Source organism: Alkalicoccus luteus (assembly GCF_012034335.1).
GTDB classification, from domain to species: Bacteria; Bacillota; Bacilli; order Bacillales; family Salisediminibacteriaceae; genus Alkalicoccus; species Alkalicoccus luteus_A.
Genome location: NZ_JAATHJ010000041.1, coordinates 1 through 21325, shown reverse-complemented (window position 1 = coordinate 21325; position 21325 = coordinate 1). Strand labels below are relative to the sequence as shown.

Here is a 21325-nt window from a genome sequence, read left to right as displayed (position 1 = left end):
CTCCTATTCAATGTCATCAGGGTCTACAAAATCATATCCTTTATCTCTTAATCCACCAACAATCTCGTCCAGCGCCTCAAGTGAATGTTCCCTGTCGTGCATCAGGAGATTCGCGCCATTACGCAAGTTTTCCGTCTCTACCATTACTTCTGCAAGCGGACCAGCCTCCATATAATCTGCTTCCCAGTCATATCCGTAAGTCCAGTTCATACTCTGCATACCTTCTGCTTCAACCACTTCTTCTGAAGCATCTGTATTCACACCAAATGGTGCTCTGAAGAATCTCGGCCGTTCCCCGGTGATTTCTTCAATCATATCATTCAACTCAACTATTTCGGCTTCTGTGTCTTCCGCAGAAACATCACTTAAATTTGGATGTGTCATCGTATGGTTTCCGATCTCAAAGCCTAACTCATAAATCTCCTCGAGCTGCTCTTTTCCCTCATCAGAAGTTATAAAATGCCCGTTCACGAAAAAAATAGCCGGTGTTTCGAGTTCAGACAGCTTTTCAGCCATTTGTACACCGTGATTATCGGGAGCATCATCAATTGTCATCAGTACTATTTCCTCATCGGCATCATCAAGCGGCTGTATAGAAGCATCACCTGCTATATAATAAGCCGGTTCGGCAGCTTCTTCGTTTTCATCTTCCTCATTGTCATTCTCATCAGTATTAGTTTCGCCTGTATCCTGATCGGCATTTGTATCGGTTTCATTGTTATCACTTTCATCTGTATCCTGTACATTATTCGTCTCGTTTTCATTGATTCCGTTCCCGTCATCATTCGTTGAGTTATGTTCGTTTGCCTGATTGTTTTCCTCGTTATGTACATTCGTTTCAGCGGCATCGTTCGTATTTCCATCGTTCTCCGCACATCCTGCAGCAAATACCAGTATCACACCGGCGAGTATTCCCGTTCGTTTCATTATTAAGCCGCCTCCTTGAATTATCTAAGTACCTCCCTGATTTTAACACACACACTTTCCATGCTCCAAGCGGTAATACGTCAATATATTGATAATTTCTTACAAAATATGGTTTCGTCTTATTAATGCAATCAAAATGAATTTATTTCAGTCGCATTGGAAAAAGCGCTCCGGATTAACGGAGCGCTTCACTAAAGGTATGAGTAAGAACTTGCTTATTTTGTAATGTGAACCGGCATGCCAAGTGCAACTTCTGCCGTTTCCATCGTGATTTCACCCAACGATGGATGAGCGTGAATTGTCAGTGCAATATCTTCAGCTGTCATCCCGGCTTCAATAGCCACACATGCTTCTGAAATCATGTCAGAAGCGTTATGACCGGCGATTTGAACACCGAGCACAAGCCCGTCTTCTTTACGAGTTACCATTTTCATAAAGCCTTCAGACTCATTCAGAGAAAGCGCACGTCCATTAGCCTGGAATGGAAACTTAGCTGCAGTAACGTCATAGCCTTCTTCTTTAGCCTGCGCTTCCGTAAGTCCAACCTGAGCCAGTTCAGGTCCTGAGAATACAACTTCCGGAATAGCCGTGTAGTCGATCTCAGACTTTTCACCGGAGATCACTTCTGCCGCAACCTTTGCTTCATAAGATGCCTTATGCGCAAGAGCTGGTCCAGCTACGATATCTCCAATTGCATAAATATTTGAAGCTGACGTACGGCACTGCTTGTCTATCTTTACAAAACCTTTATCGTCAAGTTCAACTCCCGCCTGCTCAAGACCAAGCTCATCTGTGTTAGGACGGCGGCCAACTGTAACAAGAAGAACATTTCCTTCAAATTCTTCTTCTTTCCCTTTTACTTCAGCTTTTACCTTCACACCGTTTTTTGTTTCTTCCATCTCCTGTGCAAAGGCTTCCGTCTTGATCGTTACACCCATGTTTTTAAGGCGCTTGGAAACAAGTTGACTCATTTGCTTTTCAAAGCTTGGAAGAATCTGTTTTGTACCCTCAAGGATCGTTACTTCAGATCCTAGATTTGCATAGGCAGATCCAAGTTCTACTCCGATATAGCCTCCTCCGATTACGAGAAGCTTTTCAGGAACTTCCTCCAGTGCCAGAGCACCGGTTGAAGAAACGACTTTGCCTTCCTTAAATTTAAAGGCAGGCAGCTCAATTGGACGGGAGCCTGTAGCTACGATACAGTTTTTGAACTTGTATGTCTGCGAGTTTTTGTCGTCCATAATCTTACAAGTCTCATCATCGACAAAGTAAGCTTCTCCGCGGACAATATTCACTTTATTGCCTTTCAGCAGTCCTTCAACTCCGCCGGTAAGCTTGTCAACGACAGACCCTTTCCACTTCTGAACTTTAGAGAAGTCCAGCTTTACATCGCCGACGGAAATTCCCATGTCGTCAGAATTTCCAGCGTTATGAAAACGGTGGCCCGCTTCAATTAACGCTTTAGAAGGAATACATCCGACGTTCAGACAAACGCCGCCCATGTTCCCTTTTTCAACGATCGTTACCGTTTGTCCAAGCTGAGCAGCACGGATGGCGGCTACATAGCCACCGGGACCGGACCCAATAATCAGCGTATCTACCTCTTCAGGAAAATCTCCTACTACCATGCACTATCCCTCCATTACCAATAGTTGTGGATCGTTCAGCAGGCGCTTAATGTGGTTCATTGCGTGCTGTGCAGTCGCACCATCAATGATACGATGATCAAAGCTTAATGACAAGGCTAAAACAGGGGCAACCGTTACTTCCCCGTCTTTTACTACGGCTTTTTCAGAAATTCGGCCGAGTCCGAGGATGGCTACTTCAGGATGGTTGATAACAGGTGTGAACCATTGACCGCCTGCAGAACCGATATTTGTAATCGTGATTGAAGCACCCTTCATTTCTTCAGAAGCAAGTTTTCCGTCGCGTGCCTTTCCGGCAAGCTCATTGATTTCATCTGAGATCGTGAAAATAGATTTGCGGTCCGTGCTTTTGACTACCGGCACCATCAGACCTTTTTCAGTGTCAGCAGCAATTCCAATGTTGTAATAGTGCTTGTGGACAATCTCTTCAGTTGAATCATCAAGAGATGTGTTAAGCATTGGGAACTCGCGTACGGCACTTGTCAAAGCTTTTACAACATAAGGAAGGTACGTCAGCTTAATGCCTTTTTCCTGTGCAACCGGTTTGAACTGCTTGCGGTGTTCTACGAGAGCAGAAACTTCGATTTCATCCATAAGCGTTACGTGAGGTGCTGTGTGCTTCGAGTTAACCATCGCTTTAGAAATAGCTTTACGGATACCAGACATTTTCTCGCGCGTCTCTGACTGGCCTTCAGCTGGCTCGTAAGCTGCAACTGGCTGCTTTTCTTCTTTCTTCTCCTCAGTTGAGGCAGAAGCAGATTCTTCAGCAGGCTGATCGCCGGAGAGATAGGCATCAACATCCTCTTTCAGTACGCGGCTGTTTTTCCCGCTGCCTCGCACCTGACGGATGTTTACATCTTTATCGCGTGCATATTTACGTACGGAAGGCATTGCAATGACGCGGCTGCCGTCATCTTCTTTCGAAGCACTTTCAGATGAAGCTTCAGCGGCGGGAGCTTCTTCCTTTTGAGCATCCTTGCTGTCTTCTTTAGGCTCTTCTTTGCTTTCTTCCTTTGCTTCTTCCGCTTCTTCCTCGTCTTCATCAGCCGGCGGCTCTGCATCTGTTTCGAATGTAATGATTACCTCTCCGACAGTAGTAACCGTTCCTTCTTCAACGTGAAGCTGCTTAACTGTTCCTTCTACCGGTGACGGGATTTCAACCACTGCTTTATCGTTTTGCACTTCGCAGAGTATGTCATCCTCTTTTACTTCGTCGCCTTCTTTTACTTCCCATTTGACGATCTCGCCTTCATGGATTCCTTCCCCAATGTCCGGGAGCTTAAATTCATATGCCATGGAAATGCCTCCATTTCAAGTAATGTTTGCTTAAATTGATTGAAAGTGCCGCAAAGAGGAGATTCTGATATCAGCCTCTCCTCCTGCGGGTCATTTCATGCAGATTTAGAAGTTCAGTGTTTCTTTTACTTTCGCTGCGATATCTTTATCATTCGGAAGCCACGTATCTTCTGCTGCTGCAAACGGGAAGATCGTATCCGCTGCAGTTACCCGTCCTACAGGTGCTTCGAGGCTGAGGATCGCGCGGTCGTTAATTTCAGCAACTACGTTTGCTGCGATTCCGGCCTGCTTTTGAGCTTCCTGCACGACAACAGCGTGGTTCGTTTTCTCTACAGATTCAATAATCGCCTCAATATCAAGCGGGCTGACCGTACGAAGGTCAATGACCTCAGCTGATATGCCGTCTTTTTCAAGCTGTTCCGCTGCTTTCAGGGAAGCCTGGACCATTGCACCGTAAGTGATAATGGATACGTCAGTTCCTTCTCGCTTTACATCAGCTTTTCCAAGTGGAATTGTATATTCCTCTTCCGGTACTTCGTCACGGAACGAACGGTAGAGTTTCATGTGCTCAAGAAAAACGACCGGATCATTATCGCGGATTGCTGAGATCAGGAGACCTTTCGCATCATACGGATTGGATGGAATGACGACTTTCAGACCTGGTGTCTGGGCCATCAGCCCTTCGAGACTGTCCGCATGCATTTCAGGTGTTTTAACACCGCCCCCAAATGGGGAACGAATGGTTACCGGTGCATTGTAAACACCGCCGGAACGGTAGTGCAGTCTCGCCATTTGCCCGGCAATGGAGTCAAAAGCTTCAAAAACAAACCCGAAGAATTGTAATTCCATAACTGAGCGGTAGCCAGTCAGGCTAAGCCCGTGAGCCAGCCCGCCGATTGCAGACTCAGCAAGCGGCGTGTCAAACACACGCTCTTCGCCAAATTCTTTCTGAAGGCCGTCTGTCGCACGGAACACGCCTCCATTATTTCCTACGTCTTCCCCGTATACAAGTACTTTTTCATCGTTTTTCAGCTCATTACGCATTGCATCTGTAATGGCCTGGATCATCGTCATCTGCGCCATAGCTTACTTCGACTCCTTTTTCTCGTAGTATTCGCGCTGCTCCTGCAGGTTCGTAGGTTCTTCATCAGAGAACGTGATATCAATCAGGTCTGTTACTTTCTGCTTAGCAGTGCCGTCTGCTTCTTTGATAGCAGCCTTAATGTCTTCCTTCGCCTGCTCTACGATTTTTTCTTCTTCGTCTTCGCTCCACAGCTTCTTATCTTCAAGAAATTTGCGGAAACGAACGAGTGGATCTTTTTTCTCCCACTCATCGTCTTCTTCGGACGTACGGTATCGAGTCGGATCATCCCCTGCCATTGTATGCGGGCCGTAGCGATACGTGAGAAATTCAAGAAGTGTCGGACCTTCGCCCTCAACTCCGCGTTCACGCGCTTTTTGTGTGGCTGCATAAACGGCAAGAATGTCCATGCCGTCAACTTGTTCGCCGTGAATACCGGCAGCAACTGCTTTCTGTGCGATCGTCTTCGCTGCAGACTGTTTTTCAACCGGAACAGAAATAGCAAAGCGGTTATTTTGAACGATAAATACAGCAGGCAGATTGTATGCACCTGCGAAGTTCATTCCTTCATAAAAATCACCCTGAGAAGCTCCGCCGTCTCCTGTGTACGTGATGGCGATCTGCTTCTCACCATCTTTTTGAAGTCCCATAGCTACGCCGGCTGTCTGAGTAATCTGTGCGCCGATAATAATCTGCGGGAGCATGATACGAACGCCTTCAGGAACCTGGCCGCCCTTGAAGTGGCCGCGTGACCACAGGAATGCCTGATGCAGTGGAAGACCGTGATAATAAATCTGTGGAATATCCCGGTATCCCGGCAGAATCCAGTCCTTTTCATCCAGTGCAAACTGAGATCCGATCATGGAAGCTTCCTGACCCGCCACTGGTGCATAGAATCCAAGTCGCCCTTGGCGGTTTAATGAAATAGCACGTTGATCCCAGATACGTGTGTAAACCATACGGGTCATCATTTCCTTCAATTCTTCGTCAGAAAGCTCAGGCATTGCATCTTTATTAACTACCTTCCCTTTCTCATCGAGAATCTGAAACATTTCAAACTGATCTTCAACTTTCTGAAGCTCTTTCGTTTTCTTCATGAAAAGGTTCACCCCATTTTTATTATTTAGCCGTCTGCAGCGGTTTGCATCCCTAACAGCTGCCTCGGCTCTGTAACAACTATCTTTAAACGAAAAGTAGTACAACTTGCTTTCACAACTCATAGTTTACACGAATGAAAATAGATTCGTCAACGACTTTAACCCTTGCTGTGTAACGATCAGGAATCAACTGACTCTGTACATCGCTTCACAATGTCAACTGAGACTGTATTATTCTAATCTTTCGCCTGTTATATTCCAACGATGCGCACTGATCCACCTTTACCTGAAAACTATACCCGCTACCCTTTTCTGTTAACCGTTAACAGTAAATAAAAAAACTTTCCGGACATGTTCATCCGGAAAGTAACCGTAATCAATATTAGAAATCAGGACGCCTCGCCGGCTTCGACCTGAAGCTCGCTGATTTCATAGAAGTTCATCTTTGCATCGTTAAACTGCTCAGTCGCATTGTTAAACGACTCGTTTCGCTCTGCAATTTCGCTATATAATCCATTGACAGTTTCATGCTGCTGCTGCAGTTCTTCCATTTCAATTTCCTCATTGGCGATTATACTGAACAGCTCCATATCTTCATCAACAGACTGCATGTATGTATCGTAAAGCTCTGTATAAGCCCCGTAACGTTCATCCATCAGCTCTGTCACTTCATTGGCAGCTTCCTGTTCTTCTTCTTCGAGATTCCCTATGTGATCAGAGCCTTCCTGGAACTGCTCATAAGCTTCATCAATAATGGAACGTTCTTCTTCCATCAGCTCCCGGCGCTCCTCAGCTGAACTGATTGCCTCCTCTGAGAGCGGCTCAATTTCTTCCGTCTCATTCAGGGTCAGCATTTCTTCGTACAGCTCATTCTCCTGCTCTTCTCTTTCTGCAAGCGGATCCTGAACCTCAGCAATATCCTGTTCAATCTGAACGGCTGCTTCCCATTCTTCAAATATCTGTTCTGCGGCATTTTCTCCTGAGCATGCTGCTGTTACTGCCACCAGGCAAGCCAGACCGGTCAATTTATATCCTGTCAAACGAAGCCCTCCTAAAAATAAATCATCCCTATCAAAATTACCTTAGTTGCCAATAGATTACAAGTATCTATTTCTTAAAAACGCAGTCTTTATCTGTATGATCATCGCCATTCAGCAGCCGGCAACATTGTTTCAAGCTTTTACTGAACTGCTTCTGTGTAACCAAGGGAGAACCGCTTCTGCATTTGATACCCCATTAAGACTTCAGGGGAACAGCATTCTTCAATCCGCCTGCACCGATTACTTTCTATATACTGAAGGGGCGGTGACTATTGAAAAGAAGAGTCAGAAGCTCTATATTTAGAAAAGATGAGATTGAAGGAGGAGCAGTTTTTATGATAACGATGGATGATATTATCCGTGAAGGGCATCCTGCGCTCAGAGAAAGAGCTGAAGAAGTAATTATGCCGCCTTCCAAAGAGGATCAGAATATTTTGAAGGCAATGATGGAATTCCTGCAAAACAGCCAGGACCCGGAGACAGCAGAAAAATACGGGCTGCGTGCCGGAGTGGGTCTGGCTGCACCCCAGATTAACGTTTCGAAGCGAATGATGGTCACTCGGACAGCTGATGAAAATGATGAGCCCCGGGAATTTGCTCTGTTTAATCCAAAAATTATCAGTCATTCGACTGAAACAGCTTATCTCGAATCCGGTGAAGGATGTCTCTCCGTTGATCGTGACGTAGAAGGCATCGTTCCGCGTTATGCCCGAATTAAAGTTGAAGCATACGATCAACATGGAGAAAAACAACGGTTTCGTTTCCGTGGTTACGAAGCAATAGTCGTTCAGCATGAGCTGGACCACTTAGACGGGATTATGTTTTACGACCGTATCGAAGATTATGAAGGAGATTACAAACAGCCCCTTCCCTCCAGATCTATTATTCACCGGAGTGAAGAAGAGATAATTTTGTAAATCAACGACGTAAGTCCTCCGCCAGGCGTTCACCCTGCGCGGAGCTTTTTTTGGGCAAATACAGTCGTTAACTGTGTCAACGCATATGAAGAAATGAACGTCAACCTTGAATAACACCGTGTTTACGTATAAAATATGAAAAAGGTGGAGAGAACGGTTTTCAATACTGATACTGTTTCAGGATAGGCAAATCAGCCGGAAGCACATGTAATATGTGTCTTTGCCTGTCTTTATGAACAGATCTCAGCTTGAAACACAGACGGACTTTTACAACCTGTTTAACTACTCAGTAAATAATTTACACTAAAGGAGAGAAATGTATGATTTTCAAAGTATTTTTCCAGGATACACTTGCAGAAGTACCAGTGCGCGAACGCACGAATTCGCTCTATGCGGAAGCCGAAACGGAGGAAGAAGTCCGAAAAGGCTTAAAAGACCGAGGATATAATATTGAATTTGTGACCCCCTTATCCGACAAAGCATTGGCCTACGAAAAAGAATCCAATGAAGACTTCACCGTGGAGTCATTAAACAAATGAAAGTAAAAAATCACCAGGTTGCTGTCTTCTCCCTCGGGGGTCTGGGAGAGATTGGCAAGAATATGTATGCGGTACAGTTTCAGGACGAAATTATTGTGATAGATTCCGGCATCATGTTTCCTGAAGATGAATTACTCGGCATTGACTACGTCATTCCCGATTATACGTACCTTGTTAAAAACGCAGATAAAATTAAAGGGGTTTTCATCACGCACGGTCACGAAGACCATATCGGCGGTGTTCCTTACCTCTTAAAAGCGGTCAATGTACCAATTTACGGCGGGAAGCTTGCACTTGCCCTGATTCGAAACAAGCTGGAAGAGCATCGTCTTCTGCGAACAGCCGAGCTGCATGAAATTAACGAAGATACCGTTATTAAATTTCAGAAAACGTCGGTTTCGTTCTTTCAGACGACGCACAGTATTCCGGACGCCTACGGAGTTGTTGTCAAAACACCTTCTGGAAATATTGTTCAAACAGGAGACTTCAAGTTCGACTTTACCCCTGTCGGCGAACCAGCTAACCTTTCTAAAATGGCTAAAATTGGTGAAGAAGGCGTGTTATGCCTGCTGTCTGACAGTACGAACGCAGAGGTTCCTGGCTTTACAATGTCGGAACGCAAAGTCGGCGAGAGTATAGAATCGATCTTCAGAAAAGTAGATGGACGAATAATCTTTGCGACTTTTGCCTCTAACATTTACCGTTTACAGCAGGCTGTTGAATCGGCGGTGAAGTACAGACGGAAAGTTGCTGTATTCGGAAGAAGCATGGAGAATTCGATTCGTGTCGGCCGTGAGCTAGGCTATATCAAAGCGCCGGAAAGCACGTTTATTGATTCGTCTCAATTGAATAAAATTCCTGCGGATCAAGTCCTTATCCTGTGTACAGGAAGCCAAGGCGAGCCGATGGCGGCACTTTCCCGTATTGCTCACGGCACCCATCGCCAGATTCAGGTTATCCCTGGAGATACCGTTATTTTTTCATCTTCGCCAATTCCAGGAAATACGCTCAGCGTGAATAAAATCATTGACCAGCTTTTTCGTGCAGGCGCAGAAGTGATTCATGGGTCTTTAAATGATATTCACACGTCGGGTCACGGCAGTCAGGAAGAGCAAAAACTAATGATTCGCCTGATGAACCCTAAGTATTTTATGCCGATCCACGGTGAATACCGCATGCTGAAGAAGCACGCCGAAATGGCTCAGGATTGCGGAGTGCCTGAAGAGAATTGTTTCGTTATGGATAAAGGTGACGTACTTGCACTCGATAAAGAAGAAGCTGGTCCTGCTGGAAAAGTACCGGCTGGAGCGGTTTATGTAGACGGAAACGGAATCGGCGATATTGGCAACATTGTACTGCGTGACCGCCGTATCCTTTCAGAAGAAGGGCTTGTAGTTGTGGTAGTGAGCCTGAACATGAAAAACCATAAAATTGCCTCCGGTCCGGATATTATCTCGAGAGGCTTCGTCTACATGAGAGAATCCGGAGATTTAATTAATGAAGCACAGCGTAAGCTGCACGGACACCTGCAGCATATGATGAGCTCAAAAACAACGCAATGGTCTGAAATCAAAAATTCCATCTCAGATACGCTCGGCCCATTTTTGTATGAGCGAACGAAAAGAAAGCCTATGATTTTGCCAATCATTATGGAAGTTTAAGTATAATCATTCGAGTTATTCGAATAAGCTGCTTATCGCAACATCTGTTTACTGAGGCAGTGATTTCTGTTTGTGTCAGGTATAAATTAAGCAGCGGCGTGAATCGATTTCCGATTCACGCCGCTGCTTATTTGTGTAAGGATCTCTCTCAGGCTGTATCATCATCGAACAAATCCAGCTCCATCCGGGTAATATCCCGATCCGCTCCGATGACAATAATAACGTCGCCTGTGTAAAGTGCTTCGTCAGCTGCCGGAGACACATGAATATCGTCTCCTCGCTTTACAGCCATCACGTTGCACCCGTATGCTGCACGGACGTCCAGCTCAATCAGCGTTTTACCATGCACCTGCGGACCTGCCTGGAGCTCTACAATAGAGTACTCATCTGATAATTCCAGATAGTCCAGCACATTTTTTGAGACAATATTGTGGGCGATGCGGATTCCCATGTCTCGCTCAGGATGAACGACTTTATCAGCACCGATTTTATTTAGCACTTTTTCATGATAGTCGTTCTGCGCCTTCACGGTAATATGGGACACCCCAATCTCCACTAGCATCAAAGTCGTTAAGATACTGGACTGAATATTGTCTCCGATTGCCACTATCACGTGATCAAAATTGCGGATCCCCAGACTCCTCAGCGTATTCTCATCCGTCGTATCAGCAATCGCAGCATGTGTTGCGATGCCTGCAAACTCATTTACCTTGTCTTCGTTTATGTCGACTGCGAGAACCTGCATCCCCTGGTCAACCAGCTCTTTTACGATACTGCTGCCAAAGCGTCCCAGTCCGATTACAGCGAATTGTTTTTTCATACAATCAGTAGACTCCTCTCTATTACGTTCTTATCATACCTGACTGAAAATCACAGTTCAATCAGCGGAAGTAAGGAAAGTAACGATTTTTAGACACTTTTCAGAAAAAGAAACATCGCCAGCTGCACATTGCCCTTAAAGCTGCCCTTCCAGTGTTTTCATTCTCATTTTTATCAGAAGAATGACGCAGCGTCATGAAGATCTCTTTCGGACCGGTGGTGGAGTAAACAAGTTCAGCACACTGGTTTGACCGAATTCTCAGATATGGTAAACTCATAAAGGTATTCATTTCACTGTTGAAAAGGAGTTTTGTTTTATGCCAGAATGGATTACTGCTATTGACTGGGAAGCAATCATGACGAAGGCGTTAACTGTAGGCATGCAGCTCATCGGTATTTTAATCGTTTTCTTTATTGCCAGAGCAGTCGGAAGAAGGCTCATTACATCCGGCTTTGCCAAGATGAGTGCCCAGCGCAATATTTCAGAAGCGCGGACCCAGACGCTCGAAAAGCTCGCATTGAATGTGTTTTCCTATATTTTGATTTTCATTTTAATTACGCTTATCGTAGGTATCTTTGAATATGATGTCACTGCCTTGATAGCAGGTGCAGGTATTATCGGTCTAGCTATCGGCTTTGGAGCCCAGGGACTCGTATCTGACATTGTAACGGGCTTTTTCATTCTTTTAGAGCGCCAGATCGATGTCGGTGAGTATGTGACAATCGCAGGTATGGACGGCGTAGTAGAAGAAGTCGGCCTGCGTACAACAAAAGTTCGTGGATTTGACGGGACCGTTCACTTTATTCCCAACCGCGAGATCGGCAGCCTCAGTAATCACTCTCGATCAAATATGCAGGCTATTGTGGATATCAGTATCAGCTACGACGATAATATTGATGAAGCTGTCCGCGTTATGCAAGCAGTATGTGACCGAATCGCTGCCGAAGAAGAAGCGATTGTCGAAGGTCCTGACGTGCTCGGCGTGCAAAGTCTCGGTGACAGCGATGTCGTCATCCGCATTTTAGGTAAAACGGTCAACATGGAGCAATGGGCTGTGGAGCGCAAGCTGCGTAAAGCACTCAGAGAAGCTCTTGATGAAAATGGAATCGAAATTCCTTTCCCACATCAGGTTAATCTTTATAAAGGTGATCAGGTAACCGGCTGATAATCCAGGACGAAACCCCGCGCCTTTTAAATGGCGCGGGGTTTTATCTGCTTCTTGTTCTGTAAACAAGCAGGCTATCGAGAGCCCAGCCAGCTGATGAGCCAGTTAACAGCCGGCTCCATTGCAGACTCGTCCGGGTCAAGCATACTGGAATGGAGACCATGCTCGCTATTGACTCCCAGCCAAAACATAACACCAGGAACTTCTTCCAGGAAATAACCGAAATCTTCCCCAGTCATTGCTTTTCCGCACTCGACTAACGTTACTGCTTCATGAGAACGGGCCGCCGTCATAAATTCTGCTGTCAGCTTTTCATCATTGTAAACTTGCATGTAGTTTGCTCCATAATCTATCACAGCCCTGCATCTGAATGCCGCTTCAATGCCCGCAGCAAGACTTTCGACTCTCCCCTTCACTTCCTGCATCGCTGCCTGTGACAGGGTTCGGATCGTTCCTTCCAGCCTGGCGTGACCAGCAATGATGTTTTGTTTCGTGCCAGCCTCCATTTTACCGATCGTCACAACTGCTGCATCCAGCGGATCCACATTTCGTGATACGACTGTCTGCAGCTGCGTCACGAGATGTCCTGCAGCCACTACCATATCCTCCGTCTGATCTGGAAATGCAGCGTGACCGCCTTTTCCCCACAGATCAATAAACAGCTCACTGGTATTGGCAAAAAGGATTCCCGGCTTTACTGCTACGGTGCCCGCCCTGTATTCAGGGGCAATGTGCAGCGCATACATTTCATCCGGCCGAAACCGTTCAAACAGCTCCGATTTCAGCATTGGCTCTGCGCCGCCTGGCCCTTCTTCAGCAGGCTGAAAAAAGAAGACCAGATTAGAAGCCGGCTTGTTTGCAGCAAAGTATTCTACGAGAGTGCTGCCAATTGTCATATGCATATCATGACCGCAGGCATGCATCATCCCCTCATGCTTAGATGCAAACGGGAGACCGGTTTCCTCTGTAATTGGAAGCCCGTCCATATCCGAACGCCATCCGATTGTGCGCGCGCCTTCAGTACCGGGAATAAAAACAACGATACCGGTTTCCCACGTGTGTACTTCTGCATCAGGAAGCTGCTTAAAAATATCGAGCAGAAACTGCTGGGTTTTTACTTCCTGAAAACCCGGCTCCGGAATTTGATGAAGCGCCCGGCGACGGTCCGCCAGGCGCTCTGTAAAACGAAGCTTATCCATGTTACTTCAGTTTCCTTAATTCCTGCTTGATTTCTGTCTTGCCTTTTGTTTTGTCATCAATTTCTTTAATCACTTTAGCGGGTGTTCCTGCCACTACAGTGTTTGCCGGAACATCTTCTGTGACAATTGCGCCTGCGGCTACGACTGCTCCCTCACCGACTGTCACACCTTCAAGCACGACGGCGTTTGCACCAATAACAACACCATCCTCAACCACTACAGGTTTTGCAGATGGCGGTTCAATAACGCCGGCAAGAACAGCACCGGCTCCAACGTGGCAATTTTTCCCTACTGTCGCCCGGCCTCCAAGAACAGCGTTCATATCGATCATTGTTCCTTCACCGACGACCGAGCCAATGTTAATGGAAGCGCCCATCATAATGACAGCTGAATCACCGATTTCCACTTGTTCACGAATTAACGCACCTGGTTCGATACGGGCATGAATGTTTTTCATATCCAGAAGCGGGATCGCTGAATTGCGACGGTCATTCTCAACAACTGCATCTTCGATTTTATCATCGTGCTGTTTCAGTACTTCCTGAATTTCTGACCACTCGCCAAACAGCACGCCTGTACCATTCGTGATAAACGATTTCGTCTTGCTCCCGAAATCGATACCATCGAGTTCACCTTTAATATGTACTTTTACAGGGGTTGACTTTTCAGCGTCGGAAATATACTGAATAATTTCATTTGCATCCATTTGTTTCATGAGATAGTTCCTCCTTCAGACTATAGTTCATACCTTACTATCATAGTAAGAAAATGAGCTGATTGCAATCGTTAGTGTTTATGAGAATACCCTTTCAATAAACAAAGTGGTATGTTCTGCCAGATCTACTTCTTCATAGCTTAGTTCACTGCCACTCTTTTCAAGGAGCCGGATAACCGGCCGCTGCGGGAGACCGGCATGCTGGCGGGTAATCATTCCTGTGGAACCGTTTGATAGTTTGACCTGCGTTCCGTTTGGATAAAACGCGACCGCTCTCATAAAGCGCCAGACAACTGCATGGTCGAGCTCCGTTCCACTGAGTGCCATAATGGTCTCACATGCTGTATGCGGAAGCTCACCGCTAGAATGAAGCCGGTCAAACCTGTTTGCACATGAAACAATTTTAGCAAGCAGATGAATATCTTTGCTGACTAACCCTCTCGGTTTGCCTGAGCCATCAGGATGCTCATGGTGTGCAAGCGCAATATGAGCAGACAGGGTGCTGACACCGGATGCTTTTCGGAGAAGGTTAAATCCAATCCAAGCGTGATGATTCTTATCATCCTGCTCCGTTACGGAAGGCTCCAGCTTCCCAGCATCATGTAATAAAGCCCCTACAGCCAATTCTTTCAGTTTTCCTCTGTCCAGTTTCATATGAACACCGATCAGAATGGAAATCATCGCTACGTTCAGCATATGCAGAAACAGCTCGTTATCGGCTGAGCGGATATCAGTGATCGATGCCAGCACATCCTTGTTAGCAATAATTTCCTCGATCAGGCTTTCCGCAGACTCTGACAAATCTCGATAATCATGAAGCGTGCTCCCTGACAGGAGCGGTCCTGCAGCAGCCATTGCTTCCATGATCTTCCGCTTCGTCGTCTCAGATTCGAGTTCTTCCTGAGGAATGTCGGCAAAACGGCTGTCTTCGATATAAACGCCCCTTACTCCCATGTCTCTTAGTTTGGAAATGAGTCCAACCGTTAGGGGAACACCCTTGCTTAAAAGGATTCTTCCATCACCTGAGAATATATGCCGAGCTAACTTTTCTCCATTTCCCGCATGTTCAAGGGTTGTGTATCTCACCTGTTCGCCACTCCCTTTCTGCGTTCCTTCTAGGAGTGTATATCGGCTTTTTCAGACGAATGTTGAAGGTGGACCGTCTGAGTTGGATACGCAATCTGTACACCGTGCTGTTCCAAAATGTCCAGCACACCAAAATTCACTTCTTCTCGAATATTCAAATGGTCCACCCAACCGGTCGGTTTTGTGAAGAAGTAGAGAAATAAATTCAAACTGCTGTCGCCAAAGCCATTGAATTTGACGATAATCAGTTCGTCGTCGATATCCGTATGCCGGTTCAAGTAGGCATCAATATCTGAGACGGCTGCGCGAATTTTAGCCGATGGCGTATCGAAGTGTACACCAATATCAAATGTAATCTGTCTTTTCCCCATCTCCGTCCAGTTCTCAATCGGTTCATTTGCCAACGTCGAATTCGGGACGGTAATCAAGGAGTCTTCAAACGTACGAACTTTCGTCGAGCGAAACGAAATATCTTCAACAAATCCTTCTACAGACGGCGTCTTAATCCAGTCTCCCATTTTAAATGGTTTCTCTGTGATAATGACAACTCCGCCAAAGAAGTTGGACAATGATTCCTGGGCAGCCAGGGCAAATGCAAGTCCGCCCAGCCCAAGACCAGCAACAAACCCGCTTACATTGTAATTCCACTCAGAAGCAATAATACTGAGCGCCATTACGACAATCGCGAAACGGATCAGCTTGGATAAAAACGGAAGCAGAATATCGTCATACTGAATTTTAAAGCGACGACCGATCTGATTAAACGTTGATGATCCAGGTGCCGTCAAATTAAATAATCCCCAGGCAACGTGAAAGATGATCAACGTGCGGAAAAGCTGATTAATAAACTCTTCTGTGCCGCCTTCGATAGGGTAATAAATAAACGCAACGTATAAACCTATGAAGACAAAGAATGACCGCACCGGACGCTCAAACGCCAGCAGTACATTTGTAAGCGTTTCGATTGGCGCTTTTCTCGAAACAGCAATAATAAATTTAAAAATATAGGTCGTAAATACCTTTCGAAACAAAAGAAACAATAAAAAGATAGCAATACCGACAGCGAACTCCTGCCACGTAAAGGCTTGTTGAATATCTTCCACTACGTCAGGCAGCATTTCCTGAAAATTATCTTCCAATTTATCTTCACCCCAAGCCGTATCTGCTTTTAATCTATCTTAGTCTACCTTGTAACCTGGAACCTGTAAATGCTATACTCTTTTCGTTAACAGATTGTAAACGGACTGACATACTATCACGACATCAACCGGTAAAGAAGGAATGCTTATATGAAAAAACAGTTTGCCATTATTGGGATGGGCCGTTTCGGCTCCAGCATCTGCCGGGAGCTCTTTCACATGGGTCATGAAGTAATTGCCATCGATACAGATGAGAAAAAGCTCTCACTGGCCAGATCATTTACGACAGAAACATTTGTTGGGAACGGCACAGATGAATCCTTTTTGGAAAAGATAGGCATCCGAAACTTTGACCACGTCATCGTGGCAATTGGCGATGATATTCAGGCAAGTATTTTAACGACGCTTCATGTTAAGGATCAGAACGTACCAAACGTGTGGGTTAAAGCTCAAAATGACTATCACCATAAAGTGCTTGATAAAATAGGCGCCGACCGAATATTTCATCCGGAGAAGGAAATGGGCAGCAGAATAGCTGCTTATTTAACCTCCGATACGGTACTGGACTACATTGATCTTTCGGCGGATTACTCTATTATCGAAATGCTGGCTACTAAAAAAGTTGCCGGAAAGACGCTGATTGAGCTTGACCCCCGCAAGCGCTACGGCTGCACTGTCATCGCAGTGAAGCAAAAGCATCAGGTGGACGTTACCCCGGACCCGGCGGAGCCGATCAAAGAAGGTGACATTCTGATCTTAATCGGGGATAAGCGTGATCTGCGCCGCTTCCGTGAAGGTGAGCTGAGCTGAGCTTAATCGTTCTCTTTACACAAAGTGGCTGCAGTATTCACTAGTGAACCGTCTGACCGCTGTTACCCCGCTCATTAAATAAAAACAGTGCCGAAGATCACTAACTGATCTTCGGCACTGTTTTGCAGATACAGGCGGTTAGGCACAGGCCTTGTTCACTAATTCTATTAAAGCGCTTCAATTACAGCAAGTACTGAAAGCACGGCGAAGGTTACCGCAAGACCGCCTGATGCCGCAAGCAGAATTAAAATAATGACTTTCTTGACAATTTCCATTCGTTACACCTCTTTGGCTGATGCTATCCCAAGTATGACATATTTTCCAGCTGACTGCGTCATTCTCGTTTAACGTTCACATAAATGCTACAATATGAACGACTGAAATGTAAAGGACTGATGCAGATGAATGAAACAATTGAACTTTTACAAAACCATCGCTCGATCAGAAAGTTAAAGGATGAACCGCTGTCTGGGGATGTGATCCACACGCTTGTGGAGTCAGCGCAAATGGCATCAACCTCAAGTTTCGTGCAAGCGTATTCGATTATAGGTGTAACCGACCGACCGAAAAAAGAAAAACTGGCACAGCTTGCCGGTAATCAGCCCTACGTAGCTGAAAATGGTCATTTTTTTGTGTTTTGCGCTGACTTTCACCGGCACATTCACGCGGGAGAGATGGAGCAAACAGATGTGATACCAGCTATTGAATCGGCTGAAAAAATGATTGTCGCTGTTACCGATGCAGCACTTGCTGCACAAAACTGTTCGATTGCAGCGGAATCTATGGGACTTGGCATATGTTATATCGGCGGGCTGCGAAACAATATTGAAGAAGTTTCCGAGCTGCTGCAATTGCCAGATTATGTTATTCCTTTATTCGGAATAGCAGTCGGTTTTCCTGAAGCCGAGCCGGATCGAAAGCCCCGCCTGCCGCTCGAAGGAATTTATTTTGAAAATGCATACCCTGCCCCGGACAAACATACAGAACAGCTTCGTGCCTATAACGACACCATTTCCGCATATTATGAGGAACGTACTGCCGGGGCAAGATCGGACCGCTGGACGCAGCAGGTAAGCGGATTGTTAAAGGATGTGAAGCGGCCGCATATGAAACAATTTCTTGAGAATAAGGGCTACAATCGCCGATAAATAGAACTAGCAGCCGGAATGAATTGTGATTCTTCCGCTGCTCTTTTTGTCTGAAAACAGGCAGGATAAGTTTCGTTTTCTGTGTACTCATCAACTAAAAAAAAGACTGCCTGGTTCGATTAATCGAACCAAGCAGTCTGTGTATGTATAAATGGTGTTCCGTACTGGATTTGAACCAGTGACCCCTTGCCTGTCAAGCAAGTGCTCTCCCGCTGAGCTAACGGAACCCGTTTCGGCGACAATTAAAACTATACCTCAGGAGATTTAATCCGTCAACCCATAACTTATTCGTCATACGTGTATCTTACTACATAGCGATTATCTTTTAAGCGGCGTATTTCCACGAAAGGCCCGATCTCATAGCCATTTGTCCAATTGTCTTCAATTTTCGCTTTCGTACAGCTCGCTTGAAATTTTGTAGGGAAAATTTGCTTGAAATATATCCAGCGTGGACCCATCTTTTTCACCTCTGCTGTTAGCTTCTGTTAGATAATAGCATGCCCTGACGCATTACTTCAACTTGCATGCTGCCGATGGATGTAATTATCCGCATAACAATCATCCCCGCAGCAAATCCTTTCTGTCAGAAAAAGCCGCCTGAGACGCGAGCCTTAGGCGGCATGCTGTAAAAGTTTATTAAGCCATTCGTTCTTCTTGGTCCCGGTGTTCAATTTCCTTCTGATCAAGATGCTCTTCACGGTCTCTTATCCGGTGAGCGAGTCTGCTCGAGGCGTTCGCTGCAATACTGCAAACCAGATCATCAAGAAACGTATGAACCTGGCCCCCGGATTTTGAATCAAGCTTCTTAATTATACCGATTTTCTCTTTATCAAGATAACCGAAAGTAGTAACAGCGATGCTGCCATACCCAAAAACGGACCCAATCGCAATTGTTTCGTCTACGCCAAATAATCCCTCATCCGACTCGACGATGGACTGAAGCGGCTCTGAAAGCTCGTTTTTTTCTGCCAGCTTATCTAATTCGATTCCTACAAGAACTGCGTGTTGGATCTCCCGTTTCTCCAGAACAGCATCGACGCTTTCAATACAGTCTTCTCTTGTAAGCGTCTCACTGTACTTCGACTGCATTTCATATACGATGTCAGCGATTTCTTCTATTGATACACCACGCTCTTTTAAAAGTTCACGGGCTGCTTTTTCTACCACATGCGATTTAATAGGTTGGTTACTCATCTGTATCACTCCTCATATTGCTGATCTTAACATATTCCGCACCATGAGCCGAAATTCCTGCTTCCAAAGAAAATGGCAGATTGATGCAAACGGCTTTTGTAAATGAACTTAAAATATATTATGATGAATACAGCAGATGACGCATTTGAGGAGGCTGATGACGATGAGATATGGTATTGCTGTTTTCCCATCAAAAAAACTACAGGATATTGCTAATTCCTACCGCAAGCGCTACGATACAAAATATTCAATGGTACCGCCTCACCTGACACTGAAAGATCCGTTCGATATGAAAGAGTCAGAGCTTGACGATTTCGTAAAAGAGGTCCGCCATGTAGCTGAGCGTTCCGAGCCATTCAAGCTCGAAGTACTGCGATACAGCAGTTTTTATCCTGTCACCAATACGCTCTACATGAAAATAGCAGAAACGGAAGAACTTCGTGATCTGCAGCAGAAGCTCAATGAAGGTGCTCTGGAGCGGGAACGGGAGCATCCATTCGTGCCTCACATTACGATTGGACAGGAAATGAACTATGATGAGCTTTCAGACGTTTTCGGACGGCTGAAGCTGGAGTCCATTCAACATGAAGAGATGGTGGACCGATTCTCGCTTCTTTATCAGCTTGAAAACGGCACATGGACAGTACACGAAACCTTTCTTCTGGGCGGGCGTTCATGATTACCGTCAAACCTGCTGTGACGGATGAAGAGCTGGCTGACACCAGACTCATCCGTCACAGCGTTTTCGTGGTCGAACAAGGTGTCCCTTCAGAGAGAGAAGTAGATGAGCATGAAGACGTCTCCCTGCACTTTATTTTGTATGCAGATGAGAAGCCTGCCGGTACGGGCCGTCTTCGACCTGTCTCAGAGGGTGCGAAAGTAGAGCGAGTCTGTGTTCTACGTCACCTCAGAGGGTCAGGACACGGGGCTGCTATCATGAAAGAAATGGAGAAGGCAGCTATTGAGAAAAACTTCCAGAAACTGCTGCTTCATTCTCAGACGCATGCTCAGGATTTTTATAAAAATCTCGGCTACAAAATCGTTTCCGAGGAACCATTTATGGATGCAGGGATCCTTCATGTCAAGATGGAAAAGACGCTGACTGAATAAATTCACGATCGCAAAGCCGCTCTCAGTCCGGGAGCGGCTTTTAGAATTTCGACAAAGTCGATTTAGGTGAATCATGTTGCAGCTGCCTGTATCTTCGGGCCCACGCTTTCCGGAGGGAACAGGCACACGCTAAACGCTTCCTCCTGCTGTCGGAAGCGCTGGATCTTCGCCTCGTTTCTGATCCTCTCGGAGTCGAGGCCCTTCGATTTCGGCAGCTGGAAGAGCGTGCAAAACGCCTATTTTCAATTAGCGCGAGCTTGTGCAATAGTGGTGATTGGACGTTCCCTTTGCGAGATTTCTTACAGGACTGGTGGTGCCAGTCCTTCGCAGCATTCGCCAGGGACGCCGATGGGAATAGCGCAGTCTGAAGATTCAGTGCCGTTCAGATCTGCGAACGGCATCAACGCATGAGCGGAGCCGGACTGGGTCTTAAAGGCTTCTCAGGAGAAGCCTGTGTCCGACCGAGTGAAGCCGCGCCATCCTGCGTGCCTTTCTTCCCTTCATGCAGGGGGCACCACTGAGAAATAGCTAAAGGCAAGCCCACGGCAAGCTTCTGGCGATACGCAAAGAAGGGCTGCACCTAAATGAATAAACATGTAAATAAATTAACTTTGTCAACAATCGAGTAGGAGGAGGGATTATCCCTCCGTCCTCTCACACCACCGTGCGTACGGGTCCGTACACGGCGGTTCAATAAGTTGAGTGATGCGCGTCATGCATCTTGCGGTAAAACGA

Annotated in this window: 21 protein-coding genes and 1 tRNA gene; 9 read left to right on the top strand and 13 right to left on the bottom strand. The window is 45.9% G+C overall.

The features are described from left to right. Window positions 1-3 precede the first annotated feature (3 nt). The 6 genes from HCN83_RS16735 to HCN83_RS16710 all read right to left on the bottom strand — a co-directional run bounded on the left by HCN83_RS16735 (window position 4) and on the right by HCN83_RS16710 (window position 7087). Complete coding sequence (locus HCN83_RS16735) at window positions 4-927, bottom strand: polysaccharide deacetylase family protein (RefSeq protein ID WP_168009379.1); 924 nt, start codon at window positions 925-927, stop codon at window positions 4-6. Between the two features lie 215 nt (window positions 928-1142). Next, on the bottom strand, window positions 1143-2555 hold the full coding sequence (lpdA, locus tag HCN83_RS16730; protein WP_168009377.1) for a dihydrolipoyl dehydrogenase: 1413 nt from the start codon (window positions 2553-2555) through the stop codon (window positions 1143-1145). A gap of 3 nt (window positions 2556-2558) precedes the next feature. Further along, a complete protein-coding gene (locus HCN83_RS16725) occupies window positions 2559-3869 on the bottom strand; it encodes a dihydrolipoamide acetyltransferase family protein (RefSeq protein WP_168009375.1) in 1311 nt (436 codons plus the stop codon). Window positions 3870-3974: 105 nt separating this feature from the next. After that, entirely contained in the window at window positions 3975-4952 is a 978-nt protein-coding gene (locus HCN83_RS16720; protein ID WP_168009373.1) for an alpha-ketoacid dehydrogenase subunit beta, read from the bottom strand. Window positions 4953-4955: 3 nt separating this feature from the next. Next, the gene (gene pdhA, locus HCN83_RS16715; RefSeq protein ID WP_168009371.1) at window positions 4956-6047 is read right to left on the bottom strand and encodes a pyruvate dehydrogenase (acetyl-transferring) E1 component subunit alpha; all 1092 of its coding nucleotides are present in this window, start codon (window positions 6045-6047) and stop codon (window positions 4956-4958) included. Window positions 6048-6436: 389 nt separating this feature from the next. Next, window positions 6437-7087 (bottom strand): YkyA family protein, encoded by a 651-nt coding sequence (locus HCN83_RS16710; RefSeq protein WP_168009369.1) that lies wholly within the window; start codon window positions 7085-7087, stop codon window positions 6437-6439. Between the two features lie 97 nt (window positions 7088-7184). Between HCN83_RS16710 and HCN83_RS16705 the strand changes: the two genes are divergently transcribed. From HCN83_RS16705 to rnjA, 4 genes are all read left to right on the top strand, one after another. Beyond that, window positions 7185-7391, top strand: coding sequence for a hypothetical protein (locus HCN83_RS16705; RefSeq protein WP_168009367.1), 207 nt, complete (start codon window positions 7185-7187; stop codon window positions 7389-7391). Window positions 7392-7422: 31 nt separating this feature from the next. Continuing rightward, complete coding sequence (def, locus tag HCN83_RS16700) at window positions 7423-8004, top strand: peptide deformylase (protein WP_168009365.1); 582 nt, start codon at window positions 7423-7425, stop codon at window positions 8002-8004. Window positions 8005-8324: 320 nt separating this feature from the next. Continuing rightward, window positions 8325-8543: a DNA-dependent RNA polymerase subunit epsilon gene (locus HCN83_RS16695; RefSeq protein ID WP_168009363.1), complete on the top strand. Its 219-nt coding sequence runs from the start codon at window positions 8325-8327 to the stop codon at window positions 8541-8543. Then, window positions 8540-10204, top strand: coding sequence for a ribonuclease J1 (gene rnjA, locus HCN83_RS16690; protein ID WP_168009361.1), 1665 nt, complete (start codon window positions 8540-8542; stop codon window positions 10202-10204). Before HCN83_RS16695 ends, rnjA begins: the two co-directional genes overlap by 4 nt. Window positions 10205-10352: 148 nt before the next feature. Here the strand turns inward: rnjA and HCN83_RS16685 are convergent, their stop codons facing one another. Then, the gene (locus tag HCN83_RS16685; protein WP_168009359.1) at window positions 10353-11024 is read right to left on the bottom strand and encodes a potassium channel family protein; all 672 of its coding nucleotides are present in this window, start codon (window positions 11022-11024) and stop codon (window positions 10353-10355) included. A 316-nt stretch (window positions 11025-11340) separates the two neighbouring features. Here HCN83_RS16685 and HCN83_RS16680 point away from each other — a divergent pair, with 316 nt between their 5' ends. Continuing rightward, window positions 11341-12189: a mechanosensitive ion channel family protein gene (locus tag HCN83_RS16680; protein WP_168009357.1), complete on the top strand. Its 849-nt coding sequence runs from the start codon at window positions 11341-11343 to the stop codon at window positions 12187-12189. A 74-nt stretch (window positions 12190-12263) separates the two neighbouring features. Here the strand turns inward: HCN83_RS16680 and HCN83_RS16675 are convergent, their stop codons facing one another. The 4 genes from HCN83_RS16675 to HCN83_RS16660 form a co-directional block, all read right to left on the bottom strand. Continuing rightward, complete coding sequence (locus HCN83_RS16675; protein WP_168009355.1) at window positions 12264-13388, bottom strand: N-acetyldiaminopimelate deacetylase; 1125 nt, start codon at window positions 13386-13388, stop codon at window positions 12264-12266. Window position 13389: 1 nt separating this feature from the next. Further along, complete coding sequence (gene dapD, locus HCN83_RS16670) at window positions 13390-14103, bottom strand: 2,3,4,5-tetrahydropyridine-2,6-dicarboxylate N-acetyltransferase (protein WP_168009353.1); 714 nt, start codon at window positions 14101-14103, stop codon at window positions 13390-13392. Between the two features lie 78 nt (window positions 14104-14181). Continuing rightward, on the bottom strand, window positions 14182-15189 hold the full coding sequence (locus HCN83_RS18805) for an HD domain-containing protein (RefSeq protein WP_168009351.1): 1008 nt from the start codon (window positions 15187-15189) through the stop codon (window positions 14182-14184). Between the two features lie 29 nt (window positions 15190-15218). Then, window positions 15219-16328, bottom strand: a complete 1110-nt coding sequence (locus HCN83_RS16660; RefSeq protein WP_246238287.1) for a mechanosensitive ion channel family protein — start codon at window positions 16326-16328, stop codon at window positions 15219-15221. A gap of 150 nt (window positions 16329-16478) precedes the next feature. On the opposite strand from HCN83_RS16660, the gene HCN83_RS16655 reads away from it, so the two are divergent. Then, the gene (locus tag HCN83_RS16655; RefSeq protein WP_168009349.1) at window positions 16479-17138 is read left to right on the top strand and encodes a potassium channel family protein; all 660 of its coding nucleotides are present in this window, start codon (window positions 16479-16481) and stop codon (window positions 17136-17138) included. A gap of 401 nt (window positions 17139-17539) precedes the next feature. After that, window positions 17540-18286, top strand: a complete 747-nt coding sequence (gene nfsA, locus HCN83_RS16650) for an oxygen-insensitive NADPH nitroreductase (RefSeq protein ID WP_168009347.1) — start codon at window positions 17540-17542, stop codon at window positions 18284-18286. A gap of 152 nt (window positions 18287-18438) precedes the next feature. Here the strand turns inward: nfsA and HCN83_RS16645 are convergent. Continuing rightward, a tRNA-Val gene (locus tag HCN83_RS16645) sits at window positions 18439-18513 on the bottom strand. A gap of 409 nt (window positions 18514-18922) precedes the next feature. After that, entirely contained in the window at window positions 18923-19480 is a 558-nt protein-coding gene (locus HCN83_RS16640) for a phosphatidylglycerophosphatase A family protein (protein WP_168009345.1), read from the bottom strand. 163 nt (window positions 19481-19643) lie between these two features. Here HCN83_RS16640 and HCN83_RS16635 point away from each other — a divergent pair, with 163 nt between their 5' ends. Together HCN83_RS16635 and HCN83_RS16630 are read left to right on the top strand one after the other, a co-directional pair. After that, on the top strand, window positions 19644-20159 hold the full coding sequence (locus HCN83_RS16635; protein ID WP_168009343.1) for a YjcG family protein: 516 nt from the start codon (window positions 19644-19646) through the stop codon (window positions 20157-20159). Next, entirely contained in the window at window positions 20156-20590 is a 435-nt protein-coding gene (locus HCN83_RS16630) for a GNAT family N-acetyltransferase (protein ID WP_168009341.1), read from the top strand. Before HCN83_RS16635 ends, HCN83_RS16630 begins: the two co-directional genes overlap by 4 nt. The last annotated feature ends 735 nt before the right edge of the window (window positions 20591-21325 follow it).

Coding starts and splice junctions, on each gene's coding strand:
- dapD (WP_168009353.1), bottom strand. CDS start 14,103: ATGAAACAAATGGATGCAAATGAAATTATTCAGTATATTTCCGACGCT.
- HCN83_RS16655 (WP_168009349.1), top strand. CDS start 16,479: ATGAAAAAACAGTTTGCCATTATTGGGATGGGCCGTTTCGGCTCCAGC.
- def (WP_168009365.1), top strand. CDS start 7,423: ATGATAACGATGGATGATATTATCCGTGAAGGGCATCCTGCGCTCAGA.
- HCN83_RS16720 (WP_168009373.1), bottom strand. CDS start 4,952: ATGGCGCAGATGACGATGATCCAGGCCATTACAGATGCAATGCGTAAT.
- HCN83_RS16685 (WP_168009359.1), bottom strand. CDS start 11,024: ATGAAAAAACAATTCGCTGTAATCGGACTGGGACGCTTTGGCAGCAGT.
- HCN83_RS16735 (WP_168009379.1), bottom strand. CDS start 927: ATGAAACGAACGGGAATACTCGCCGGTGTGATACTGGTATTTGCTGCA.
- lpdA (WP_168009377.1), bottom strand. CDS start 2,555: ATGGTAGTAGGAGATTTTCCTGAAGAGGTAGATACGCTGATTATTGGG.
- HCN83_RS16635 (WP_168009343.1), top strand. CDS start 19,644: ATGAGATATGGTATTGCTGTTTTCCCATCAAAAAAACTACAGGATATT.
- pdhA (WP_168009371.1), bottom strand. CDS start 6,047: ATGAAGAAAACGAAAGAGCTTCAGAAAGTTGAAGATCAGTTTGAAATG.
- HCN83_RS16725 (WP_168009375.1), bottom strand. CDS start 3,869: ATGGCATATGAATTTAAGCTCCCGGACATTGGGGAAGGAATCCATGAA.
- rnjA (WP_168009361.1), top strand. CDS start 8,540: ATGAAAGTAAAAAATCACCAGGTTGCTGTCTTCTCCCTCGGGGGTCTG.
- HCN83_RS16695 (WP_168009363.1), top strand. CDS start 8,325: ATGATTTTCAAAGTATTTTTCCAGGATACACTTGCAGAAGTACCAGTG.
- nfsA (WP_168009347.1), top strand. CDS start 17,540: ATGAATGAAACAATTGAACTTTTACAAAACCATCGCTCGATCAGAAAG.
- HCN83_RS16680 (WP_168009357.1), top strand. CDS start 11,341: ATGCCAGAATGGATTACTGCTATTGACTGGGAAGCAATCATGACGAAG.
- HCN83_RS16640 (WP_168009345.1), bottom strand. CDS start 19,480: ATGAGTAACCAACCTATTAAATCGCATGTGGTAGAAAAAGCAGCCCGT.
- HCN83_RS16705 (WP_168009367.1), top strand. CDS start 7,185: ATGATCATCGCCATTCAGCAGCCGGCAACATTGTTTCAAGCTTTTACT.
- HCN83_RS16675 (WP_168009355.1), bottom strand. CDS start 13,388: ATGGATAAGCTTCGTTTTACAGAGCGCCTGGCGGACCGTCGCCGGGCG.
- HCN83_RS16630 (WP_168009341.1), top strand. CDS start 20,156: ATGATTACCGTCAAACCTGCTGTGACGGATGAAGAGCTGGCTGACACC.